Source organism: Rhodococcus sp. ABRD24 (assembly GCF_004328705.1).
Lineage (GTDB): Bacteria > Actinomycetota > Actinomycetes > Mycobacteriales > Mycobacteriaceae > Prescottella.
In genome coordinates this window covers 2,107,087-2,133,552 of the sequence record NZ_CP035319.1, presented here as the reverse complement: position 1 = coordinate 2,133,552, position 26,466 = coordinate 2,107,087, and the positions used below count along the sequence as shown (strand labels likewise).

The window sequence follows — 26,466 nt, the reverse complement described above, 5'->3', positions numbered from 1 at the left end:
CTTCCGCCTCGAGGGCTTGCGGTTCCGAGGGCTGGGTGAGTTCGCACGACGGTGGCGCAAGCCGCTGCGGCGAACCGAACCTCTCTGGAGGCGATATTGGATTCCGCTGAATCTCACCCTGTCGGCCGTCAGCCTTCCGGAATTCGCACCGAACCGGTGCGCTTCCCGTTGTCGGAGGCGCAGCGTGCACTGTGGTTCGTCCAGGAGCTCGCGCCGCGCGTTCCGCTGTTCATTGCGCAGTATGTGGAGATCGACGGCCCGCTCGACGTCGGCCTGTTACGCGAGGCGAACGTTCGGGCGGCCCACGAGTTCCAGTCTCCGTTCCTGCGTGTGGTGACCGTCGACGGCGAACCGGTGCAGTACGTCGATCCGGCGCGCGACACCTCGATCGCCCTCGTCGACCTGCGCGGTGAGGACGATCCTCGCGCCGCCGCCGATGCCTGGATGCGCCGCGAGTATTCGACGCCTGTCGACCTATCAACCGATCGTTTGGTTCAAACTGTGATTCTGCAGGTGGGTGCGCGGCACTACCTGTGGTACAGCAGAAGTCACCATATCGCGCTCGACGGATACGGCGCTGCGACGATGCTGTACCGGATCGCAGCGCTGTACACGGCAGCGGTCGAGGGCCGGGAGCCCCCGCCGTCCGGTGCGGCCGATCTCCTCGAGCTCCACGCGATCGACGAGCGCTATCGTGCGTCGAACAGATCCCGCAGCGACCGGGAGTACTGGTCGAATCGGCTGGCGGGGCTCCACGGAATCAGCCTCACGCGTTCTCGGGCGCCGACTGTCGCCGAGAGTCGGCTCGCGTCCGCGCGGCTGTCGGTGGAGGCCGTCCGCCTGCTCGAGAGCGACACCGGTGCGTCCGCCGCCGCCCGGATCATCGCGGCGTTCGCGTGCTACCTGAGCCGGATGACGGGGCGTGCGGACACTTTGGTGAACATTCCGGTGTCCGCCCGCACCACCGCGGTACTGCGCCGATCGGGAGCGATGACAGTCAACCTCGTCCCGCTGCCGATCGAAGTCCGTCCACAGGACACCGTCGGGGATCTGGAGGGTCGCGCTCAGCTCGAAATGATTGCAGCACTGCGACATCAGCGGTGCAGCCTGGCCGACATCCGGCGCGACGTGGGCGAAGCCGCGGTGTCGGGTCCGATTGTGAATGTGATGTTCTTCCACCCGGAGATCGTCATGGGGGCGCTGCAGACGGAGTTCCACATCCTCACCTCGGGTCCGGTCGACGACCTTCTGGTCAACGTCTACCAATCAGGGAGCCCGGCCAGTACATTCGTGGACTTCCGCGCCAACCCCCGCCGCTACGACGATCGGTCGGTGCGCGTTCATCACCGGCAGTTCCTCGAACTGGTGGAGGAGTTCGTCGCCGCCGATCCAGGTGTACCCATCGCGACATTGCGATCCGGCCGCACCGCCTCCGCGGAGTGGGTTGATGTGGTGTCGTCCGACATCGAACCTGAACTCGAGACAGCGGACTTACCGCACAACGGCGTGCCTGCAGACGCGGCGCTGCGGACGCCGGACGGTGAGGGGCATACCCGTGAGGTGGTGGCGCGCGTCTTCGCCGACGTGCTGTCGGTACCCGGCACCGTTCGCCCCGAGCAGAGCTTCTTCGATCTCGGCGGCGACTCGTTGGTCGCCACGCGCGTGATCGGCCGGTTGAACGCCGTGCTGCCCGTGCAACTGAGTGTTCGTGATCTGTTCGAGGTGCCGACCGTCGCGGGGCTGGCGCGGCACATCGAGCGGAGGCTCGTGGGCATCGATCCCCGACGGGGAGCGGGGGCCCGACCCGCGCTGGTCGCTCGCGATCGTCCGGACCGAATCCCGTTGTCCCCGGCGCAGCAACGGATGTGGGTGATCAATCAGCTCGACACTGCCTCAACGGCTTACAACATCGCGTTCGCCGTGACCCTGACGGGCGATCTCGACTGCCCGGCGTTGCAGGCGGCGCTGGGCGATGTGATTGCGCGGCACGAATCGTTGCGCACGGTGTTCCCCGCCGACGCCCACGGGCCGAGCCAGGTGATCGTTCCGGCGTCGGGTGAATCGGTGGACCTGACGCCCGTGGTCGTGGACCGGGACTCGGTGTGGGATGCAGTGGGGGCAATGGCAGCCGCCGGTTTCGATGTCCGGGAAGGGGTTCCGCTGCGTATCGGGATGTTCCGGACCGGACCGCTCGAACATGTCCTCGCCGTCGTCGTGCATCACATCGCGACGGATGGTCAGTCCGTGGCACCGCTGGCCCGCGACGTCGCGGTGGCATACGCGGCGCGGGCCGCGGGCCGGATACCGGAGTGGAAGCCGCTGCCGGTGCAGTACGCGGACTACAGCTTGTGGCAGCGCCAATTGCTCGGCGCGGAGTCCGATTCCGATTCGCTCGCATCTCGGCAGCTGGGCTACTGGACCGAACGGCTGGCCGATCTGCCGGTCGGAGTTTCGCTGCCGTATGACCGTCCCCGGTCGGCGCGTACGACGGCGTCGGGAGACCGGATCGAGTTCGACATCGACGCAGGGGTACACCGCGGACTCGTCCGAATCGCGCGCGAGAGCGGTTGCACACTGTTCATGGTGCTGCATGCCGCACTCACGGTCCTGCTTGCTCGGCTCGGCGTCGGCCGCGATGTCTCGGTGGGGACGCCGGTGGCCGGTCGCGGGGAGCCCCAGCTGGACGACCTGGTCGGCGTGTTCGTCAACACACTGGTCCTGCGCAGCGATGTCCCGCCCGGCGCTAGGTTCACCGATCTGCTCGCTCAGGTACGCGAGACCGACGTCGGCGCGTTCGCCCACGCAGATCTGCCGTTCGATCGGCTGGTCGACGAGTTCGCCTCGGACCGTTCGCCTGTAGATGCGCCGCTGGTGCAGGTGCTGTTCGAGTTCCAGCCCGGCGGGTCTTCGTCGGCGGTGATGCCGGGACTGTCGGCTGCGGTGGTCGAGGTGGATACGGGCGTTGCCAAGTTCGATCTCCAGCTCGGAGTGCGGGAGAGATTCGGTGAGTCGGGCGATGCCGCGGGGCTATCGGCGACGCTACGGTTCGCGACCGACCTGTTCGATCGCACCACGGTCGCCGCGATCGGCGAACGGCTGGTACGGATTCTCGACGCGGTGGCGGCCGATCCTGCCGTGGTGGTGGGGGACATCGAGATCACCAGTGAGCGGGAACGCGCGCTTGCGGTGTCGGAAGAGCCGGGTGATGCGTTGTCGGGTACGACGTTGCCGGAGCTGTTCGAGCGCACTGCCGCTCGGAACCCGGACGGGTGCGCGGTGGTCTCCGGGAACATGCGCGTCAGCTACGCCGACCTGGCAGCAAGAGCTAACCGGTTGGCCCGCTTGTTGATCATGCACGGGGTAGGCCCCTCGTCGGTGGTGGCCGTTGCAATGACCCGCTCGCCCGAACTGCCGGTGGCTCTGCTCGCGGTCCTCACGGCCGGCGCCGCCTACGTCCCGGTGGATGTCGACTATCCAGCGGAGCGCATTTCCTACATTCTCGCCGATTCGTCCCCGGCGTGCGTCCTTGTGAATGGCAATGCGGGAGTTCTGGTACTGCACTGCAAGGATATTCCGGTGATCGATCTCGCCGGCCACGAGGTTGAGACCGCGATCTCCGGAATGTCGGCGGCCCCGGTGGCAGACGCCGACAGAACCGCACCGCTGCACCCGGACGCGCTCGCATACGTGATCTACACATCAGGATCGACCGGGCGGCCCAAGGGGGTCGCAGTACCGCACCGCAGCGTGAGCACACTGTTCGCCAACACGCGGCAACTGTTCGGATTCGACAGCGGCGACGTGTGGACCATGTTCCACTCCTACGCCTTCGATTTCGCGGTGTGGGAGCTGTGGGGCGCACTGATCCACGGCGCCACAGTGGTGCTGGTCGATTACACCACCGCCCGCTCGCCGCGGGACCTCGTGCAGCTGTTACAGGACGAAGGGGTCACCGTCCTGTGCCAGACGCCCAGCGCCTTCTACCAATTGGCCGACGCCGACCGGATGCGCGCCATCGAGGGAAACGCCGCCGCACTACGGTTGCGCTGGGTAATCCTCGGCGGGGAGGCGCTGGATCCGGGCCGGCTTGTCGAGTGGTTCTCCCGGCATGGGGATTCGGTGCCGCAGTTGGTGAACATGTACGGGATCACCGAGACGTGCGTGCACGTCACCTTCGGCCCTGTGCACGACGCACTCGGCCCTGGGGCCGGGACGTCGGGCGACCGCGGCCGTGATTCGATCGGCCGTGCGCTGCCGGGGCTGCGGGTGCGGGTCCTCGATGAGCGGTTGCACGTGGTCCCGCCCGGGGTGGTGGGGGAGCTGTACGTCGCGGGCGGACAGCTGTCGCGGGGATATCGGGACCGCAGCGGGTTGACTGCTGCCCGGTTCGTCGCGGACCCGGCCGGGTCCGGCACGCGGATGTACCGGACCGGCGACCGGGGCCGGTGGCGAGCGGACGGCACCCTCGATTACCTGGGCCGTGCGGACCTGCAGGTGCAGGTGCGGGGCTACCGGGTGGAGCTGGGGGAGGTGGAGGCCGCGCTCACGGCGGTGCCGGGGGTGGCTTCGGCGGTGGTCGTCGCAGACGAGGGGCCGGTCGGGATCCGGCTGGTGGCGTACGTGGTGCCGACCGGCGGCGCGGTTCTCGACGCCGATGAGGTGAGTTCGGCTGTCGGGAAGACTCTTCCGGGTTACATGGTGCCATCGACGTTGATGATCCTGGATTCCCTTCCGCTCACTGCCCACGGGAAAGTCGATCGCGGGCACCTGCCGTTCCCGCAGGACACGGAGACGGCCCACGTCGCGCCGAGGAACCCGTTGGAGGAAATTGTCGCGGGCGTGTTCTCCGACCTGCTGGCGGCCGGAGCCGTCGGCGCGACCGACGGGTTCTTCGCCCTCGGCGGCAACTCGCTCGTGGCGGCACAGCTGGTGGCGCGGATCAATGACGCGACCGGGGGCACGCTCGGCATCCGGGATGTGTTCGACGGCCCCACAGTTGCCGAGCTGGCGCAGCGGGTCGAGAGGACCGGCACCGGCGTCAATCGCCCGCCGCTTCGCCCCCATGCCCGGCCGCACAGGATTCCCCTGTCCCCGCCGCAGCAGCGGATGTGGTTCGTCAACCAGTTCGATCCGCAATCCCCCGCCTACAACATCTCGTTCTCACTGCGGCTGACGGGAGACCTCGACGTTTCGGCGCTGCGGGCCGCGCTCGGCGATGTCATTGCCCGGCACGAATCCCTGCGCACCGTCTACCCGCTCACTGACGACGGACCTCGTCAGGAGATTCGATCGGCTGCGTCGATGGAAGCCGATCTCGAGGTCGAGCCCGTCCCCGACGCAGCCGATCTGCGCGACCGGATTCGGGCAACGATGGCGCGCGGCTTCGACGTCGCCGACCAGGTTCCGCTGCGGGCCCGCCTGTTCCGGGTCGACGAGACCGACCATGTGCTGACCGTGGTGCTGCATCACATTCTCGCGGATGGCTTCTCTCTCAATCCGTTGGCTCGGGACATGGCGACGGCATACGCTGCGCGTCTGCGGGGGGCCGCGCCGCAGTGGTCACCCCTCGCGGCGCAGTACGCGGACTACACACTGTGGCAGCGGGACTGGCTGGGCGATGAGGACGACCCGTCATCGCCGCTCGCGCGCCAATTGGCCTACTGGACCACCGCGCTCTCCGGGGTGCCCGAGGTGCTCGATCTGCCGTGCGACCGTCCCCGTCCGTCGGTCCGCTCACAGTCCGGTGGCAGGGTGGAGTTCGCGGTCGCCGGTCGACTGCACCGGTGCCTGATCGAGTTGGCACGTGCGCACGATGCAAGTGTGTTCATGGTGATGCACGCGGCCCTGGCCACATTGCTCTCGCGGCTCTCCGGCACCGATGACATCGCGATCGGCACCCCGATCGCCGGCCGCGGTGCGGCCGCCCTCGACGACATGGTCGGGATGTTCGTGGGCACTCTGGTCCTGCGCTGCGATGTCGGTGGAGGGTGCTCGTTCGCCGAGCTGTTGCGCCGGGTCCGGGAGGCGGACCTGGGTGCGTTCATGAACTCCGACATCCCTTTCGAGCGGATAGTCGAGGAGTTGGATCCCCCGCGCTCGACGGCTCATTCACCGTTGTTCCAGGTAATGCTCGAGTTCCGAACGATCGCGCGACCGGACCTCGAACTGCCTGGGCTGCGCGTCACCCCCCTCGACTCCCCGGATGAGGTCGCCAACTTCGACCTGCAACTGAGCGTGGCCGAGGAGTTCGATTCTGCCGGTGACGGTGCTGGGATGTCCGCGGGTCTGGTGTTCGCTGCCGACCTGTTCGACGGGTCCACGGTACGGACGTTCGCGGACCGGTTCGTACGAATCCTCGAGGCGGTCACCGAATCCCCGGATAAGCCGGTGTCTGACATCGACATCCTCGATGGTGCCGAGCGTGCGGAGCTGAGCGCCCGCCGCGGTACTCCGGGCGCAGTGCCGCGCTCGCTGGCGGCGCTGCTCGCGTCGGGCGTGGCGGCAAATCCACACGGGACGGCCGCCCGCTTCGCGGACCGGGAGATCTCCTACGCCGACCTCGATCGCATCTCGAACAGACTGGCGCGCAGCCTGATCGAATCGGGTGCCGGTCCGGGTGCGGTGGTGGCGCTGGGTATGCCTCGCAGTCTCGAGTACGTGATCGGGTTGTGGGCCGTCGCGAAGACCGGGGCCGCCTTCGTTCCGATCGACCCCGCCCACCCCGCGGAGCGGATCGCCTTCATGCTCGACGATTCGGACGCGATCCTCGGACTGACTGTCCCGCGGTCCCGTGACGCCCTTCCCGATGACACCCGGTGGCGGGTACTCGAATCGGACGACCTTGCTCCCGAACCGTCGACGACGGCGGATCGGCCGATCCTCGATGCAGAAAGGACCGCTCCGCTCCGGATCGATCAGGTCGCATATCTGATCTACACGTCCGGTTCCACGGGAATCCCGAAGGGCGTGAGCGTGACCCATCGTGGGATCGCAGCGTTTGCCGATCACCTGCACCGACGGTGCCGGACGACTGCCCATTCCCGAACCTTGCACGCTGCCTCGCCGAGCTTCGATGCGTCGATTCTGGAATTGCTGCTCGCGGCCGGAGCCGGAGCGACGATGGTGATTGCCCCACCCGCCATGTACGGCGGTGATGAACTGCGGGATCTGCTGGCGTCCGAGCACGTCACCCACTGCATCCTTACCCCGACCTCGCTGGCGGCAACGGATCCGGATGGCCTCGACGAGCTTGGCTGCGTCCTGTCGGGTGGTGAGGCATGCCCGCCCGGCGTGATGGATCGGTGGTCGCCGGGCAGGGAGATGCTCAATGCGTACGGCCCGACGGAAGCGACGGTAGTGGCGAGCATCAGCGAGCGGATGGCGCCTGGAAGTCCCGTTACGATCGGCTCTCCCGCACCGGATTTCCGGGCTCAGGTGCTCGACCGCCGGATGCAACCGGTACCGATCGGGGTGCCCGGTGAGCTTTATCTGACTGGCCCGGCGCTGGCCCGTTGCTACCATCGGCGTCCAGCTCTGACGGCAGTGCGGTTCGTCGCCGATCCCGGTGGGGATCCCGGCGAACGTATGTACCGCACCGGCGATCTCGTGCGGTGGACTTCCGGTGGCCAACTGGTTTCCCTGGGTCGTTGTGACAGGCAGGTCAAACTGCGCGGCCACCGAGTCGAGCTGGGTGAGGTCGAATCGTCCTTGACCGCAGACCGATCCGTCGAGCAGGCGGTTGCCGAGGTCCGCGACGTCGGGTACGGCGGGAAGCGGCTGATCGGATACGTGGTGCCCGCGGCCGGCGGCGCGCCCGTCGACACCGCGCGCCTGCACGACGCGGTCTCCGGTCGTCTCCCGGCGTACATGGTGCCCGCGCACATAATGGTGCTCCCGGAACTGCCGATGACTGTGCACGGCAAACTCGATCGTGCAGCTCTGCCGACGCCCGATCTCGGGGATGCGGTGTCGCTGGACCGGGGGCCCTCCGGTGCGGCGGAGCAGACCCTGGGCCGGTTGTTCGCCGAGGTGCTCGGCCTGGACGCGGTCGGGATGGACGACTCGTTTTTCAGCCTCGGCGGCGACAGCATCATGTCTATTCAACTGGTCGCGCGGGCGAAGGCAGCCGGGCTGTCCCTCACACCGCGGGACGTATTCGATCAGCCGTCTGTCGCCGGGCTCGCAGCAGTGGCGAATGCCCGTGTCGCGACCGGATCGCCCGGGCTCGAGGAACTTCCGGGCGGGGGCGTCGGGGAGGTACCGCTCACCCCGATCCTCGCTTGGATGCTCCGCCGCAGTGCCGGCCGGATCGACCGTTTCTCCCAATCGGTGCTGCTGGCGCTGCCCGACGGGGTCGACCGGGCCGACCTCGAGGTCGCGGTGCAGGCGGTTCTGGACCGGCACGACCTGCTCCGCGCCCAGCTCTGCCGTGACGAGAGTGCCGAAAGTGGTTGGACAATGTCGGTTTCCGCGCCGGGTGAGGTCCGGGCCGCGGACGTGGTGACCCGCGTCGAAGTGGCATCGGTGGACGATGCGGCGTTCGACACCCGGTCGGCCGCGGCGGCGGATGCGGCTGCCGATCGTTTGAGTCCGTCGTCGGGCATCATGCTGCAGCTCGTGTGGTTCGACGGCCCATTCGGCGCCGGCCGTTTGCTGATGGTCGTCCACCACGTCGTGGTCGACGGCGTTTCCTGGCGGGTGCTGGTACCGGACCTGGCATCGGCGTGGGCGCAGGCATCGGAGGGGCTGGTTCCCAGGCTACCGCCGGTGGGCACATCGATGCGGCGATGGGCGCACGCTCTGGAAGACGTTGCCTCGCAGCGACTCGGCGAGCTGCCGATGTGGGAGCGGCTTCTCGACGGCGAGGACTCGCCGATCGGGTCACGACCGTTGGATCCCGAGCGCGACGTCCAGGCCACGAGCGAGACGGTGACCGTCGATGCGCCCGCAGGCATTACCGACGCGCTACTGACCGTGCTCCCCGAATCGTGCCATGCCAGCGTGCTGGACGGACTGCTGACAGCACTCGCGATGGCTGTGGTGCGGTGGCGAGGCGAGCGCGGCACACCGCGACCGGACACCCTGCTCGGCATCGAGGGACACGGCCGGGAGGAGTCCGTGGTACCGGGCGCCGATCTCACCCGCACCGTCGGCTGGTTCACCACACTGTCCCCGGTACGTCCGGACCTGTCGTCGATCGATCTCGACGGGGCTTTCGTCGGGGGTGTGGCGGCGGGAGCGGCGATGAAGCTGGTGAAGGAACACCTGCGAGCCATCCCGGACCGGGGCATCGGCTACGGAATTCTCCGCGAACACACCGGACCGTCCGGTGCGCGATTGTGCGAACGCGGTGAGCCGCAGGTGGTCTTCAACTACCTGGGCCGGATGGCCGCGGGTACCGGGAACGATGTACAGCCGTGGATGCCTACTCCGCGGCACGGGCTCGGCGGAGCACATGATTCGCGGATGCCGGTGACGGCCGCCGTCGACATCTCGGCGGGTGTCCGGTCGGGTCCGGAAGGAGCTGTCCTGCAGTCGTCGTGGACCTTCCCGACCGGGGTTCTGGACGCCGGTGACGTCCGCCGTCTGATCGATCTCTGGCACGGGGCGCTGAGCGCACTCGCCACGTACGCGCACACGCCCGGCGCGGGTGGGCTCACTCCGTCGGACATCGACCTGGTCCCGCTCGACCAGACCGTGCTCGACACACTCGAGGCGAGACGACCGGGACTGACCGATGTGTGGCCGCTGACCCCGCTGCAGTCGGGGCTGTTGTTCCATGCCCGCTTCTCGGAGCACTCGGTGGACGTGTATCTGGTGCAGCTCGTCGTCGAACTGCATGGCCGGCCGTCACGGGAGCGGATGCGCCGCGCTGCCCAGACACTGCTCGATACTCACCCGCCCCTACGTGCCTGCTTCGTGGAGGATGACGCGGGCGATGCCTACCAGATCATCGAGGATCGGGTTCCGCTGCTGTGGAAAGATATCGACCTTTCCGGATGCGCCGTGGACGATGTACCCCGACGCCTGCGGGCGCTGCGGGAGGTGGACCGGACGCTCCCGTTCCAGATGGACCGTGCACCACTGCTGCGCTTCACGCTGATCCGCGCCGGAGCAGAAGACTACCGATTGCTCGTCACCTACCACCACATCCTGCTCGACGGGTGGTCCACGCCGCTCCTGCTGGAGCGGCTGTTGACGTTCTATGCCGTGGACGAGGAATCGCGGGCGCTTCCGGGTCCGGGTGACTACCGGGACTACCTGGCGTGGTTGACCGTTCAGGATCACGACTCGGCGATTGACGAATGGCGGCGAGTCCTCGCGGACGCCGACGGCCCGACCCTGCTAGTCCCTTCCGGCTATGGCGACATCGCGGTGGCCGAACCGGGAGAGGTGGCGCTGGCACTGTCCGAGACGGATACCGCGGCGCTGGTGGCTGCGGCGAGGAGCCGGGGCGTGACGGTAAACACCGTCGTCCAGGTCGCGTGGGCGCTGGTACTCGGGACGCTGACGGGGCGCACCGATGTGGTGTTCGGTGCGACGGTGTCCGGTCGCCCGCCGCAGGTGCCCGGGATCGAGACCATGATCGGGCTGTTCATCAACACCCTGCCGGTGCGGATCGCATTCGATCCAGTAGAGTCCCTGGGCGACTTGCTGATTCGAGTACAGACCGAGCAGGCCGCGATGCTCGATCACCACCATGTCGGGCTCGCGGAGATTCAGCAGGCGTCCGGTCCGGCGGCGGTGTTCGACACCCTGACGGTTTTCGAGTCGTATCCAGTCGACCGCTCGGCACTGCTACGCGGCACCGATATTGCCGGGCTGCGGGTGGCCGGAGTCGAGGGATTCGACGCTACGCACTACCCGCTGACGGTACTGGCGAGCCTGGGAGATCAACTGCAGCTGGTTCTGAAGTACCGTCCGGACCTACTCGAGCGCACCGAGGTGGAGTCGATCGCCAACCGCCTACGGCGCGCCTTCGGGGCGGTGACGCACGAGGCCGCGTTGTCAGTCGCCCGGGTTGATCTGTTGTCGGGGCCGGAGCGTGCGGCGGTGGCCCCGATTCGTGTCGGCGCGGCCGTCTCGCCACGCTTGCTGCCGGAGATCCTCATGCTCGGCGCCGCGGTCGAGCCCGACCGTGTCGCGGTGGACGCGGAAGATAGCAGGCTGTCGTATCGGGAACTGGACGCGGAGTCGAATCAGCTGGCACGAAGATTGATCGGAGGAGGTTCCGGACCCGGAGCGGTGATCGCGATCGCGCTCCCCAGATCGGCGTGGTCGGTGACGGCGACGTGGGCGGTCGCGAAGACCGGCGCGGCGTTTCTTCCGGTGGACCCGACCTACCCGCGCGCCCGCGTCGAGCACATGCTCACCGATTCGGGTGCGGCAGTTGGCCTCGCGCTCGGAGCCGACCGTGACCGTCTACCGGACTCGGTGCAATGGCTGGTGCTCGACGATCCGGCGTGTGCAGACGGCCTGCGGGACCTCGCGCCGGACGCGATCAACGATTCCGATCGGATGCGCACCCTCCGGATCGACGACGCGGCGTACCTCATCTACACGTCGGGATCCACGGGCCGGCCGAAGGGCGTGACGGTCACCCACCGGGGCCTGTCGAGTCTGCTCGCCGAACAGGATGAGCGTTACCCGATCCCGCGCCGGGCCCGCTGTCTGCACGTGTGCTCGCCGAGCTTCGATGTCTCGGTTCTCGAGCTGCTGCAGGCCGCCGCGGCAGGTGCGACCCTGGTGATCTCCCCACCCCGGATCTACGGCGGGACCGAGCTGTCGGGGCTCCTCCGCAGCAAGCGGATCACCCACGCGTGCATCACACCTGCTGTCCTCGCCACTGTCGATACCGAGCACCTCGACGCACTCGAGGTGCTGGTCGTCGCGGGCGACGCCATCGGACCGGATCTGGTGTCGGACTGGGCGCCGGGCCGGAGGATGCTCGACGGATACGGGCCGACCGAAGCGACGATTCTGGCCACGCTCAGCGAGCCGCTGACTCCCGGGGAGCGAGTACCGATCGGAGGACCGGTCCGTGGCACCGATCTGCTGGTGCTCGACGGGTTCCTGCGACCCGTCCCGACCGGGGTTCCCGGTGAGTTGTACATCGCGGGAGCGGGATTGGCGCGCGGATACCATCGGCGGTCCGCGCTGACCGCCGAGCGTTTCGTCGCGGACCCGTACGGACGCGTCGGCAGCCGAATGTACCGCACAGGCGACGTCGTCCGACGGGGGTCGGATGGTTCGATCGAGTTCCTGGGCCGTATCGATTTCCAGGTCAAGGTGCGCGGGCTGCGCGTCGAGCTCGGCGAGATCGACGCCGTGCTATCCGCTCACCGGGCGGTCGGGTTCGCCGTCACGACCGCGCGACCGCGCGATGCGGGCGACCCACTGCTGGTGTCGTACGTCGTCGCGAACACCGAGGGTGGTGTCGATATCGCGGAGCTGACGGACTTCGCGGCGCGTCGCCTGCCGGCGCACATGGTGCCGACGGCGATACTGGTACTCGACGAGGTGCCGCTCACCCCGGTGGGGAAACTGGATCGGGGCGCGCTGCCCGAACCGGAATTCTCCTCCCTGGCAACTCGGTTTCGTGAACCGAGTACCTCTACCGAGGCCGATCTGGTCGCTGTCTTCACCGACATCACCGGGGTCGACACGGTCGGGGTCGACGACAACTTCTTCGCCCTGGGCGGCAACTCGCTCAGTGCCACGCGCGCCGTGGCCCGGATCAATCGCGCGCTCGGCAGCGGGATCGGCGTCCGCGATCTGTTCGAGTGCGGCACCCCGGCCGCATTGGCGCCCCGGTGCACGGCCGTCGGATCCTCGTCCGATACCGGGTTGCGCGCGGTCGTCCGGCCGGACCGCATCCCGTTGTCGCCGGCGCAGGAACGCATGTGGTTCGTCAACCAGTTCGATTCGGCGTCGGCCGCATACAACATTCCGATGGTGCTACGGCTCATTGGGAGCCTGAACGAAACGGCACTGCGCTGCGCGCTGGTCGACGTGGTCGAGCGTCAGGAATCGTTGCGTACGGTGTTTCCGGCGTCCCCTGATGGCCCATTCCAGACGACGATGCCCGCGTCGGAGGTGGTCGGGGACCTGTTCCCCGAGCCGATCGCGAGCGATCGTCTGCGCGACCGCGTGGACGAGATCGTTCACTCCGGGTTCGATGTGGCGCAAGAGGTTCCGTTGCTGATTCGGCTGCTGCGGATAGCGTCGGACGATCACGTGCTGGTGCTGGCCGCGCACCACATAGTCGCCGACGGCTTTTCGATCGGCCCGTTGGCTCGCGATGTGGCGTGCGCGTACTCGGCCCGGCTCGGCGGCGCCGCACCGTACTGGCCGCCGCTGCCCGTCCAGTACGCCGACTTCGCCGTGTGGCAGCACCGGACGATGGGCTCGCGGGACGACCCCGATTCGCGGGTGTCCCGGGAGCTGGCGTGGTGGGAGGCTCGCTTGTCCGATGCGCCGCCGGTGATGCAGTTGCCGCTGGACCGTCCGCGTGCGGTCCGGCGATCGACTCACGGTGGGCGGGTGCGCTTCTCAGTGGAGTCGGCCACTCACTCCAGGCTCATCGATCTCGCCCGCCGGCACGATTCGACGATCTTCATGGTGGTGCACGCTGCACTGGCGACTCTGCTGTCCCGCGTCGGCGCGGGCCGTGACATCGTGGTCGGCACCCCGGTGGCCGGCCGCGGTGAGGAAGAACTGGACGACGTGGTCGGCATGTTCGTCGGCACCCTGGTGCTGCGAACCGCGGTCGATCCCGCGGCCTCGTTCGACTCGGTGCTCGCTGCGACACGGAACGCCGACGTGGAGTCGTTCGCGCACGCCGATGTTCCGTTCGAGCAGCTCGTCGAGAGGTTCGCGGCGGCTCGGTCGACGTCGTATGCGCCCCTGTTCCAGGTGATGCTGGAGTTCCGCAACGTCGACCGTCCCCGCGTCGAACTGCCGGGTCTGACGGCCGAGGTACTCGATGTCGAGATAGCCGAGGTGAAGTTCGATCTCCAGTTCGGGATCGCGGAGTGTTTCGACGAATCCGGCTTCCCGGCAGGGCTGTCGGGAGAGGTACTGTTCGCATCGGATGTGTTCGACGAATCGACCGCCAGGAGACTGGCGGACATGTTCGCTCGGGTCCTGGCGGCAGTCGCGGCCGATCCTGCGGTCCCGGTCGGGGACATCGCAGTAACGGGGACGCGCTGTGCGGAGGTGGCCGAGCTCGCCTCCGGTCATGACCTGCCGGAGCCGGCGCACGCGACGTTGACCGAACTGTTCAACGCTGCGCTGGCCACTGACCCGGACGCCGTCGCGATCACCGATGGTGGCGAGCGGATGACGTACCGTGCGCTCGACGCGAGGTCGAACCGGTTGGCGCGGTGGCTGATCGGTCGGGGCATCGGGCCGGAGTCCGTGGTGGCCGTGATGATGCGACGCTCGGTGGATCTGGTGGCCACGCTCATCGGGGTCACCCGTTCGGGCGCGGCCTACCTGCCGGTGGATCCGGCGTACCCGGCGGACCGGATCGGGTTCGTACTCGGCGATGCGTCTCCGGCATGCGCGCTGGTCGATACCGGCGTCCCGAGGGATATTGTCGATCTCGACGTACCCATCGTGCGCATCGACGATGCCGAGATCCAGGAGCAACTGGCCGGATGCGATGCAGCAGCGGTGACCGAGGCCGACCGGATCGGTCCGCTGCACCCGGATTCGGTTGCCTACGTCATCTACACGTCAGGGTCGACAGGGAGGCCGAAGGGCGTCGCGGTGACACACCGGAACGCGGTGACGTTGCTGACCGGAGCCCACGCCGTCCTCGGCTTCGGGGCCGCCGATGTGTGGACGATGTTCCATTCGTTCGCGTTCGACTTCGCGGTATGGGAGATGTGGGGAGCCTTGGGCTTCGGCGGCCGGTTGGTGATCGTAGATCATGACACCGCGCGTTCGCCGGACGATCTGCGCCGCCTGCTGGTAGACGAGTCGGTGACGATGCTGAGTCAGACGCCGTCGGCGTTCTACCAGTTCGCGCGAGCCGACGCCGACTCACATGCCTACCCCCGTGACGGTGCCGACGCTGCTGCCATGGCCCTTCGGTGGGTGGTCTTCGGGGGTGAGGCTCTCGATGTCACCAGACTCGCCGAATGGGTGGACCGGCATGGCGATGCCGCCCCGGCCCTGGTGAACATGTTCGGTATCACGGAGACCTGTGTGCACGTGACGTGGCAGAGGATCGACGCCACGACGGTTCACGGGGCGCGAACCATCGGTTCATCGATCGGCAGGGGGCTGCCGGGGGTTCGGGTCCGGGTCCTCGACGACCGACTGCATCCCGCACCGATCGGCGTGGCCGGGAAACTGTACGTCGCGGGCCCGCAGGTAGCGCGAGGCTACCGGGCACGCCCTGGATTGACCTCGGAGCGCTTCGTGGCCGACCCGTTCGCGGCGGCGGGCCGGATGTACCGGACCGGGGATCGGGCGCGATGGACCTCGCGCGGCACGCTCGAGTATTTGGGACGCAGTGATTTTCAGGTGCAGATCCGCGGATTCCGGGTGGAGCCGGGTGAGGTCGAGTCCGCACTCGCCGCTGTCCCCGGAGTTGCGTCGGCGGTGGTGCTGGCACATCGAGGCGCGGGTGACGTTGGTGCGCGTCTGCTCGCCTACGTGGTTCCGGATTCCGGTACGTCCCTGGATCCGGTGGCGGTCACCGAAGCCGTTGGCCGTCGTCTGCCCGCATACATGGTGCCGTCGGTGACGACGGTGCTCGCGGAGTTCCCGGTCACCGCGAACGGCAAACTGGACCGGGCGGCTCTTCCCGCACCGCGGCTCGGCACAGCAGAGGGGCGGAAGCCGACATCTGGCACCGAGAGCATTCTCGTCGAGCTGTTCGCGGAGATCCTCGGCGCTCCGGCGGTGGGTGTCGACGACTCCTTCTTCGCTCTCGGTGGCGACTCGATCATGTCGATTCAGTTGGTGTCGCGGGCGAGGAGTGCGGGCGTGATCTTCACACCGCGCGATGTGTTCGAGCGCAGCACCGTCGCGGGGCTTGCGGAGATTGCCGACCTCTCCGATCCCGAGCGCGTCGAGGTGCTGCCGGAACTGCCGGGCGGTGGCGTCGGCGATGTTGTGCTCACCCCGATCGTTCACTGGATGCTCGAGCGTTCAAGGGCGCAGCGCGGTAGCGACTTCCGCCGCTACTCGCAGTCGGTCCTGCTTTCGGTGCCGGCCGAGATCGACCACCGGGCCCTCGTGCAGGCTGTGGCCGCGGTGCTGGACCGACACGACATGCTGCGGTCGCAGTTACGACCGGACGTTCGTGCGCGCTCCGGATGGCGGCTCGAGATTCGACCGCCTGGTGCGGTGGCGGACGAGGCCCTGGTACGGACAGTCCCGGCCGAAACCGTGACGGGAGCAGGCTTCGCCGCGGCCGCCCACAGCGAACTCGAGGCCGCGGCCGACAGGCTGGATCCGGAGTCCGGCATCATGATCCAGCTGGTGCACTTCGCCGGGACCGACGCTGGCCGGATACTCGTGGTTGCGCACCACGTTGTTGTCGACGGAGTGTCGTGGCGGATTCTGATCCCCGATCTCGCGGTCGCATATGCCCGGGCCGAAGCCGGCCTCGATGTGGACCTGCCGCCGGTCCGGACGTCGATGCGCACATGGGCGGACGCTCTCGCTCAGATCGCAGCCGCCCGTGCCGGCGAGCTGGATCTGTGGCGCTCGATGCTTCAGGATGACCCCGCGGAACGCGCTGTCCGCGAGATCGATCCGTCGGTGGATGTCACCGGAACACTCGAACGCATCGAGGTGGAACTGCCGCCATGGGTGACTCGGGGCCTGACGACGACAGTGCCGCGGATGTTCCATGGATCCGTCGAGGACGGACTGCTCGCCGCACTGGCGATCGCGTTGGCGCGCTGGCGCCGCGACCGCGGTGTCGACACTCGGAACGTCACGGTTGCCCTCGAAGGACACGGGCGGCAGGCGCACGTGGTTCCAGGGGCCGACCTGTCCCGAACCGTGGGGTGGTTCACGTCGATCCACCCGGTGCGGTTCGACCTGTCCGGCATCGACATCGACGCCGCACTCGGCGGCGGGGACGCCGTCGGTGTCGCCCTGAAAACGGTCAAGGAGCAGCTACGGCGGGTGCCCGACCATGGCATCGGCTACGGACTGCTCCGCTATCTCCACGAAGAGACAGCGGCGGAGTTGCGTGAGCTCCGAGAGCCGGAGATCAGCTTCAACTATCTCGGCCGCTTCGACGGCGGCTCCTACCCGCATGGCGACGAAAGCTGGCTCCCGGTCGTCGAATCCGGCCTGCACGACGCGGTTGCGGTGGACATGCCGGTGGCCTTCGCGATCGACGTCAATGCCGTGGCCGTGCCGGGCCCCGACGGTGCCCGGATCAAGGCGACGTGGGCCTTCCCACGCGGTGTGCTGGACGCCGCGGAGGCGGAACGATTGGCGAAGTGGTGGATTCGAGCCGCCGAGTCGCTGGTGGCGCACGCGAATACACCGGGGTCGGGTGGACGGACGCCGTCGGATCTGGATCTGGTGCGGCTGAATCAGGACGCAGTGGACAACTTCGAGGACCGGTTCCCGACCCTGTCCGATGTGTGGCCGCTGTCGCCGATGCAGCGCGGCATGCTCTTTCACGCGGAACTCGCCGATACATCGATGGATGCGTACCTGGTGCAGCAGATCCTGGCCCTCGATGGCGATGTGGACTCCTCGCGTCTGCGTCGTGCGATTCGAGCCGTGCTCGAGCGGTACGCGAATCTGCGTACCGCCTTCGTCCGCGCACCGGACGGTGAGGCCGCGGCGATCGTGCAGGACCAGGTGACCGCGCCGTGGACGGAAACGGATCTGCGCGCGTCCAGCGAGGTGGCTGCGTCGGAGCGTATCGGCGAGATCCTGGCTGAGGATCGCGCCCTGCCGTTCGACATGGCATCTGCGCCGCTGCTGCGAATTCACCTGATACATCTGCCGGGTGGCGGAAGCCGGCTCGTCCTGACCAACCACCACATTCTGTTCGACGGATGGTCGACACCGCTGTTGCTCGGAGAACTCATCGCGCTCTACGCTGCCGACGGTGACGCCGCCGTCCTGCCTCGAGTACATCCCTACCGGGCGTATCTCGAATGGCTTGCCGCGCAGGATCAGTCGCTGGCGCTACGCACATGGACCGGCGTCCTCGGTGGGCTGGACGAGCCCACGTTGCTGGTCCGCGACCGGTCCGCCGTGGTGGCGCAGTCCACCCCGGCGCGCGACGTGCCGTACGACCTCGACGCCATAGCGACGGCACGGCTGCGAGACCTTGCACACGAACGTGGCCTGACGCTCAACACCGTCGTCGAGGCCGCTTGGGCGATCGTCCTCGGTCTCCTCACCGGCCGGAGCGATGTCGTGTTCGGTGCCACGGTGTCCGGGCGGCCGCCGCATGTCCCGGGTATCGAGACCATGATCGGGCTGTTCATCAACACGGTGCCGGTCCGGATCCGGCTCGATCCTGCGGAAACCCTGGGGGCACTGCTCGACCGGGTGCAGGCGGAGCAGGCGTCGCTGCTCGACTACCACTACGTCGGTCTGTCCGATATCCAGCGCGCGGCGGGTTCGGGTGCGGGTTTCGACACGCTCACCGTGTTCGAGTCTTACCCAGTACCAGGCGAGCTGTCGGCGGACACCGATGTGGCCGGAATGCGATTGACGGGCATCGACGTCCGGGATTCCGCCCACTACCCGCTGAGCGTAGTCGTGTCCGCGTCCGGCCGTCTGCACCTGACGATGAAGTATCGCCCGGATCTCCTCGGTATGGATACGGTGAATGCCGCCGCTCGCCGCCTGCTGCGCGTGCTGAGTGCGATCGGAGAGGATCCGGGGCGGCCTCTGGCCCAGCTGGAGCTGCTGACCGCCGATGAGCGCCGGGCGCTGGCGCCGGTACGGGGCGGCCCGCGCGGCCCCAGCCGCACCCTTCCGGAGATTCTTGCCGCGGCCGCCGCACATGCCCCGGAAGCGGTGGCGCTGGTCAACGGCGGACGGGAACTCACCTACACGGAACTCGATGCCCGGTCGAACCGGCTGGCGCGAGTGCTCATCGACCACGGAGCAGGTCCGGAAACCTATGTGGCATTGGGGATTCCCCGATCAGTGGATTCGGTGCTGGCGATGTGGGCCGTGGCCCGGACCGGTGCCGCGTTCGTTCCGGTGGACCCCGACTATCCCGCTGAGCGCATCGAGAACATGCTTGCCGATTCGGGCGCCACGGTGGGGCTGACGGTGGCGGCGCACCGCGCCCGGTTGTCCGATGGGCTGGCATGGCTAACTCTCGACGATCCCGGTTTCGCTGCGGACTGCGCCTCCCGATCGGCAGCGCCGGTGACAGACTCCGAGAGGACGGCTCCCCTGCGGATCGACAACCCGGCATACCTGATCTACACATCCGGCTCCACCGGCCGGCCGAAGGCCGTGACCCTGACGCATCGGGGCCTGGCGAACTATGCGGATGAGCAGCGGGAGCGGTGCGCAGTGACCGAGGACGCACGGACACTGCACTTTTCGTCTCCCAGCTTCGATGTCTCGCTGCTCGAGTACCTGCTGTGCTTCGCGTCGGCCGCGACCATGGTGATCGTCCCGCGTACCGTTTACGGCGGCACGGAACTGGCTGCGGTGCTCGAGAAACAGCGCGTCACCCACGCCTTCATCACCCCGGCGGCGCTCGCCTCACTCGACCCCACCGGGCTCGACGATCTCGAGTGCGTGATGGTCGGTGGTGAGGCCTGGCCGCCCGAACTCGCCGCGGACTGGATGCCGCAGCAACGCATCGTCAACGTGTACGGGCCGACGGAGACCACGATCGTTGTCAACATGGAGGAGTGCGTCCCCGGGATCGTCCCCATATCGTTGGGCGGTCCGATCCGCGGCGTCGCCGAGGTGGTGCTCGACGGACGGTTGCAGCCGGTGCCGGCAGGTGTCGAGGGAGAGATCTACATCGCCGGGCCCGGTCTGGCCCGCGGTTACCATCGTCGTGCCGGTACCACAGCGGGACGGTTCGTGGCAGACCCGTTCGGCGAGCCCGGCGGGCGGATGTACCGTACCGGTGACGTCGGAGTGTGGACCGTCGATGGCAAGCTCGAATACCGTGGCCGCAGTGACTTTCAGGTAAAGATCCGAGGATTCCGGATCGAACTCGGCGAGATCGACTCGGTGCTCGCGGGACATCCCGACGTGCGGTTCGCTGCGACCCTCGGCCGCTCGGGGCCGGGCGGTGACACCGTGCTCGTATCGTATGTGTCGGTCTTCGACGGCCGGGATGTCGCCGTCGACGAACTCCGGGCGCGGCTGTCCGCGCAGCTCCCCGAGTACATGGTGCCGGCTTCTATCGTCGTCCTCGACGAGATTCCGCTGACGCCCACCGGGAAGCTCGATCGTCGATCGTTACCCGATCCTGAGTTCAGCTCCACAGCAACCGTGTTCAGGCCTCCCACCAATCCGGTAGAGGAGGCCGTCACCGAGGTGTTTGCAGCCGTCCTCGATGTCGGCCGTGTCGGTATCGGTGATGATTTCTTCGAACTCGGCGGCAACTCGCTGTCCGCGACCCGCGTGGTGGCGCGGCTCGGCGGGACCCTCGGAATCGATCTGGGGGTACGCGCGCTCTTCGAGGCTCCTACCCCGGCGGCACTCGCGGAGCGCATCGAGCACGAGGGCGCGGGTGCGTCCGGGCGACCTGTCCTCGAGGCCGTCACTAGGCCGGACGAGATTCCGCTGTCGCCGGCACAGCAGCGGATGTGGTTCATCAACCAGTTCGATCCGGCTTCGCCTGCCTACAACGTGCCACTGGTGGTGCGCCTGTCGGGAGCGCTCGACACTACAGCGCTCAGTGCGGCCTTGGCGGACGTCGTGGATAGGCACGAGGCGTTGCGGACGGTCTACCCGATCGGCCGCGACGGCCCGGTGCAGCAGGTGCTTCCGGTGGCCGAGGCGATTCCAGTCCTGCGTCCGGTTCGGGTCGCGGACGAACGCGAGTTGGCCCGGCGGATCCGGGCCGAGGTATCTGCCGGTTTCGACGTCACCGCCCGGGTGCCGATGCGGGGTGCACTGTTCGCCGTCGGTGACGACCAGCACATCCTGGTTCTGGTGGCGCACCACATCGCGGTCGACGGATTCTCCACCGGACCGTTGTCCCGGGACCTGGTCCGCGCCTATGCGGCGCGCGCGACGGGTGGTGCCCCGGTGTGGTCGCCGCTCGCCGTGCAGTACGCCGACTACACCCTGTGGCAGCGGAGGCTGCTGGGTGAAGCCGACGATCCTGGGTCGCTCGCGGCGCGGCAACTGGACTATTGGACGTCGACGCTCGCGGGGGCGCCGGATCTGCTGGGTCTACCGCTGGATCGACCCCGGCCGCTCCAGCAGTCGTTCCGCGGCGCCCGAACGCGATTCGACATCGAGCCACAGCTACATCGCAGGATCGAGGAGTTCGCGCGGCGTCACGGCACGAGTGTGTTCATGACGGTGCATGCCGCACTCGCGGTACTCCTGAGTCGTCTCGGTGACACCGACGACATCGTGATCGGCACCCCGATCGCGGGCCGTGGCGAACCGGCCCTGGACGATCTGGTGGGGATGCTTGTCGGCACCCTCGCGCTGCGCACCCGCGTCGATGCGGGACGGTCGTTCGCGGAACTGCTGGCAACGGTGCGTGATGTCGACCTCGGGGCGTTCGCGCAGGCCGACGTCCCGTTCGAACGCGTGGTGGAGGCCCTCGATCCGCCGCGATCGACTGCGTACTCCCCGATCTTCCAGGTGGCGTTGGAGTTCCAGAACGACGTACCCGTCCGTCTCGACCTTCCGGGGCTGACGGTAGAGGGGCTCTCCCCTCAGTCCGGTGTGGTCAAGGAGGATCTCGAGTTCGTGCTCGCCGGGCGGTTCGACGCTGCCGGTGACCCGGCCGGCATCGCCGGGAGCATCGAGTATGCGACGGACCTGTTCGACGCCGCCACAGTGCGCGGGTTCGCCGAACGCTTCGTCCGGGTCCTGGAGTCCGCGCTCGCGGAACCGCACGGCGCGGTTGGTGACATCGCGATCCTGGGCGATGCCGAGCTTCGCGGCCTCGCGCCGGCCCGCGGTGGTCCGGACGCGCCCTTGCTGATACTGCCGGAGCTGCTCGCTCGGGCGGCCCGAGAATCGGATGCGATCGCGGTCGTCTGCGACGGTGCTTACATGTCGTATGGCGAGCTCGATCGGCGGTCGAACCGGCTGGCGCGCATGCTGATCGGTCGAGGCGCGGGCCCCGAGCGCTATGTGGCGCTCGCACTGTCGCGATCACTCGAATCGGTGCTCGCACTGTGGGCGGTCGCGAAGACCGGTGCGGCATTCGTGCCGATCGATCCGGGCTATCCGGCCGGGCGGATCGAGCGCATGATCGGCGATTCCGGTGCCGTGCTGGGTTTGACAGTAGACAGTCAGCGGAATCTGTTGCCGGACAACGTCGACTGGGTGGTGCTTGACGACCCCGACACCCCGGCGGTGGTTGCGGTGATGTCGGAGACGGAGATCACCGACGCGGAGCGGCTCAACCAGGTGCACGTCGATCATCCCGCGTACCTGATCTACACGTCGGGATCCACCGGCATCCCGAAGGGCGTCGTCCTCACCCATCGCGGTCTGGCGAATCTCGCAACCGAGGAGCGCACACACCTGGGCGTGACGGCGGCCGCCCGTACCCTGCATTTCGCGTCGCCGAGCTTCGATGCATCGGTGTTCGAGACAGTGATGGCGCTCAGTGCCGGAGCGACGATGGTGATCGTTCCGCCGCACGTCTACGGTGGTGCTGAACTGGCTGATTTCCTCGAATCCGAGAAAGTATCACATGGATTCGTCACGCCGACGACGCTCGCTTCGGTGGACCCCGGCGGGCTCGACTCACTCCGGACGCTCGTCGTCGCGGGTGAACCGTGCCCGCCGGAACTGGTTGTGCGGTGGGCGCCGGGGCGGACGATGCTCAACGCATACGGGCCCACCGAAACCACGATCATGGCGAACATCAGCGCCCCGATGAGTCCGGGTGCACAGATCACTCTCGGCGGACCGATCCGCGGAGTGTCCGAACTGGTACTCGATGCGCGCCTTCATCCGGTGGCATACGGGGTGGTGGGCGAGCTGTACATCGCCGGGTCGGCGCTGGCACGTGGCTATCACCACCAGCCCGGGCTCACAGCGGGCCGCTTCGTTGCCGATCCCTTCGGTGATCCCGGCGAAAGGATCTACCGCACCGGTGATTTGGTTCGTCGACGAATCGATGGAGAGCTCGAGTACGTCGGGCGCAGCGACTTCCAGGTCAAGGTTCGAGGCTTCCGCATCGAACCCGCGGAGATCGACGCCGTGCTCACCGCGCAGCCGGGTGTCGCCTTCGCGGTCACGATCGCGCGCACCGGACCTGCGGGAAACTCGCTGCTGTGCTCGTATGTGCGGTCCGCCGAGAATGAGAACGTCGATCCTGACGAGCTGCGCCGCGCTGTGGCACAACTACTTCCGGGCCACATGGTTCCCGCATCGGTGACGGTACTCGAACGGATCCCGTCCACCCCGACCGGTAAGCTCGACCGGAATGCGTTGCCGATGCCCGAGTTCATGTCGGGCGGTAGCCGGTTCCGAGAGCCGTCGGGTCCGCTGGAATCGGCGGCGGCGAGCGTGTTCGCCGCGGCGCTGGGGTTGGATCGAATCGGCGCGGACGACAGCTTCTTCGACCTGGGTGGGAACTCGCTGCTGGCGACGCGGGTGGTGACCGAACTCCGTGAGCGGCTGGGACGGGAGATTCCGCTGCAGGCGCTGTTCCTTCATCCGACGCCGGCTGGGCTGGCTGGGCGGATCGGAGCTGCGGCCACCGAAAGTGACGTGGACCAGGCTCTGAGAGTTGTGATCCCGCTGCGCAACAAAGGAACCGGGCGCCCGCTGTTCTGTGTTCACCCCGGCATCGGGTTGTCGTGGGGGTACACCGGCCTGGTCCGCCACCTTCCGCCTGATCGCCCAGTGTTCGGGCTGCAGCTGCCCACGATCAGTGGCGGCCCTGGATATGGATCGCTCGAGGACCTCGCACACCGATACGTCGACGAGATCCGGTCGATCGCCCCGAACGGGCCGTACGATCTGCTCGGCTGGTCGCTCGGCGGCGTCCTCGCACACGCCATGGCCGTTGAGTTGCAGAGCAGCGGACACTCCGTGTCGACACTGGCCGTCATGGACAGCTACCCGGACGACGGTTCGGATCCCCTGCTCGGACGCCTCGACCTCGTTGATCTGCTTCGCGGTCTGGGGCTGGAGGTGGCTGTATCCGAAGATGATCGGGATCTCACCTACGAATCGGCGGCTCGCCTGCTGAACGACTTCCTCGGTACCAGGGGGATCACGGCCGCACATCTGGAACGAATCAACGACGGCTATGCGAACTCACGATTGCTGGTGCACCGCTTCGTGCCCGGAGTGTTCGCCGGGGACCTGCTGGTGTTCCCGGCGGCGCGCGGACAGGGCGGTGGCACCGACCGGTCGTCGCAAGAGTGGCGCCCGTTCGTCACCGGGGCCATCGATGAGCATCGCGTCGACTGTCGGCACAACGACATGATCGAGCCGTCATCGCTGTCCGTGATCGGGCCCGCGCTGTCCACGTATCTGCAGCGGCGGAGCTAGCCGGGATTCGGAGTCCGGCTGCTACGCATCAGTGCATTGCCCGGAGTTCGAATTTGAGGACCTTCCCGGTGGGGGTACGGGGCAAGTCCAGTGGGAACACGATCTCCTCTGGCACCTTGTACCGCGCGAGCAGTGTGCGGGTGTGCGCGATGATCTCGTCGGCGGTGGCCGAGTGTCCCGGCTTGACGATGACGAATGCCTTGGGCCGTTCGCCCCACTTCTCATGCGGCACACCGACGACGGCCACGTCGAGCACTGCGGGGTGCGAGATGATCGCCTGCTCAACTTCGACGGTCGAGATGTTCTCGCCGCCGGAGATGATGATGTCCTTCGCGCGGTCCTTGAGCTGGATGTAGCCGTCCGCGTGCATCACGCCCAGATCGCCGGTGTGGAACCACCCGCCCGCGAACGCCTCTGCGGTGGCCTCCGGATCGCGGTAGTAGCCGAGCATCACGTTGTTGCCGCGCAACACGATCTCACCCATGGTCTGACCGTCCGCGGGGACGTCCGCCATGTTGTCGTCGACGACGCGCGCGTTCTCGGCCTGCAGCATGCCCACGCCCTGCCGGGAGATCAGCGCAGCGCGCTCCTCTGGGGTGCGCTCGTTCCACGACTCCTGGTATTCGCAGATCGTGTACGGCCCGTAGACCTCGGTGAGCCCGTACACGTGCACGACCGTGATGCCGAGCGTCTCGAGCTGTGCGATCACGGTCGGCGACGGGGGCGCGCCCGCAGTGGTGATTCGCAGCGACTCGACCGGATGAGACTGTGGCGCAGTGGCGATCGTCGTGCACACGGCCGGGGCGCCGCACAGATTGGTGATACCGAGGTGGTCGATCGCGTCCCAGATCGCGTCGGCGCGCACCGCCCGCAGGCAAACATGGGTGCCGGCGGCTGCGGTCACTGCCCACGGTGTGCACCAGCCGTTGCAGTGGAACATCGGCAGTGTCCACAGGTACTTGGTGTTGCCGTCGAATCCGTTGTGGAACGTTTCGCCCAGCGAGTTCAGGTAGGCGCCTCGATGGCTGTACATGACGCCCTTGGGCTTGCCTGTCGTTCCGGACGTGTAGTTGATGGCAATGACCTGCTGTTCGTCATCGACGCCCCAATGGAGTGGTTCGTCCGTCAGGCCGTCCCGGCTGCGCAGGAACTCGTCGTACCGTCCCGTCGCCACACCGGCGGGGACGTCGGGGCAGGGGATCGTCGAATCCGGTATCTCGATGACCTCGGTGACGCTGCCGACGTTTTCCCGCACGGTGCGCACCGAGCCCACCAGCTCGGAGTCGACGAACAGGATCCGGGCCCCGGCGTGGTCGAGAATGTACTCGAGTTCTGGTCCGGCCAGTCGGGAGTTGAGGGCGATCAGCACACCACCGGCGAGCGGCACGGCGAAGTGGGCCATCAGCATCTCGGGGGTGTTGGGGCACAGATAGGCGATGCGGTCGCCCGGTTCGATCCGGGATCGCAGCACCCGCGCGAGCTGCGCCACCTCGTCCGCGAACTCCCGATAGGTGTAGCGGCGGTCCCCGTGGATGATTGCGGTCTTGTCGGGGAACACCGACGCCGAGCGGTCCAGGAAACGCAACGGACTGAGCGGCGTGTGGTTCGCCGAGGCGGACAGTTCGGGCACGAGTACCTCCGTGGTGATGACAAGTGACGGGCATTACATACCGTCGGACGCGACGCTATGGGTCACGGTCCGGTGGTCGCTACCCTCTGAAGTGGGTATCCGAGGGTGCCCGTCCCGAACCGACAGCGACCGAACCGACAGCGACCGAACGA

At 67.7% G+C, this 26,466-nt stretch carries 2 protein-coding genes; one reads left to right on the top strand and one right to left on the bottom strand.

Going from position 1 to position 26,466, the window contains the following annotated elements; genetic code table 11:
- Positions 1 to 96 precede the first annotated feature (96 nt).
- On the top strand, positions 97 to 24,684 hold the full coding sequence (locus ERC79_RS09385) for a non-ribosomal peptide synthase/polyketide synthase (RefSeq protein ID WP_242676790.1): 24,588 nt from the start codon (positions 97 to 99) through the stop codon (positions 24,682 to 24,684).
- 28 nt (positions 24,685 to 24,712) lie between these two features.
- On the opposite strand, the gene ERC79_RS09380 is transcribed toward ERC79_RS09385, so the two are convergent.
- Positions 24,713 to 26,314 carry an acyl--CoA ligase family protein gene (locus ERC79_RS09380; protein WP_131577632.1) on the bottom strand — a complete coding sequence of 534 codons (1,602 nt, stop codon included), beginning with the start codon at positions 26,312 to 26,314 and terminating at the stop codon, positions 24,713 to 24,715.
- Positions 26,315 to 26,466: the final 152 nt, after the last annotated feature.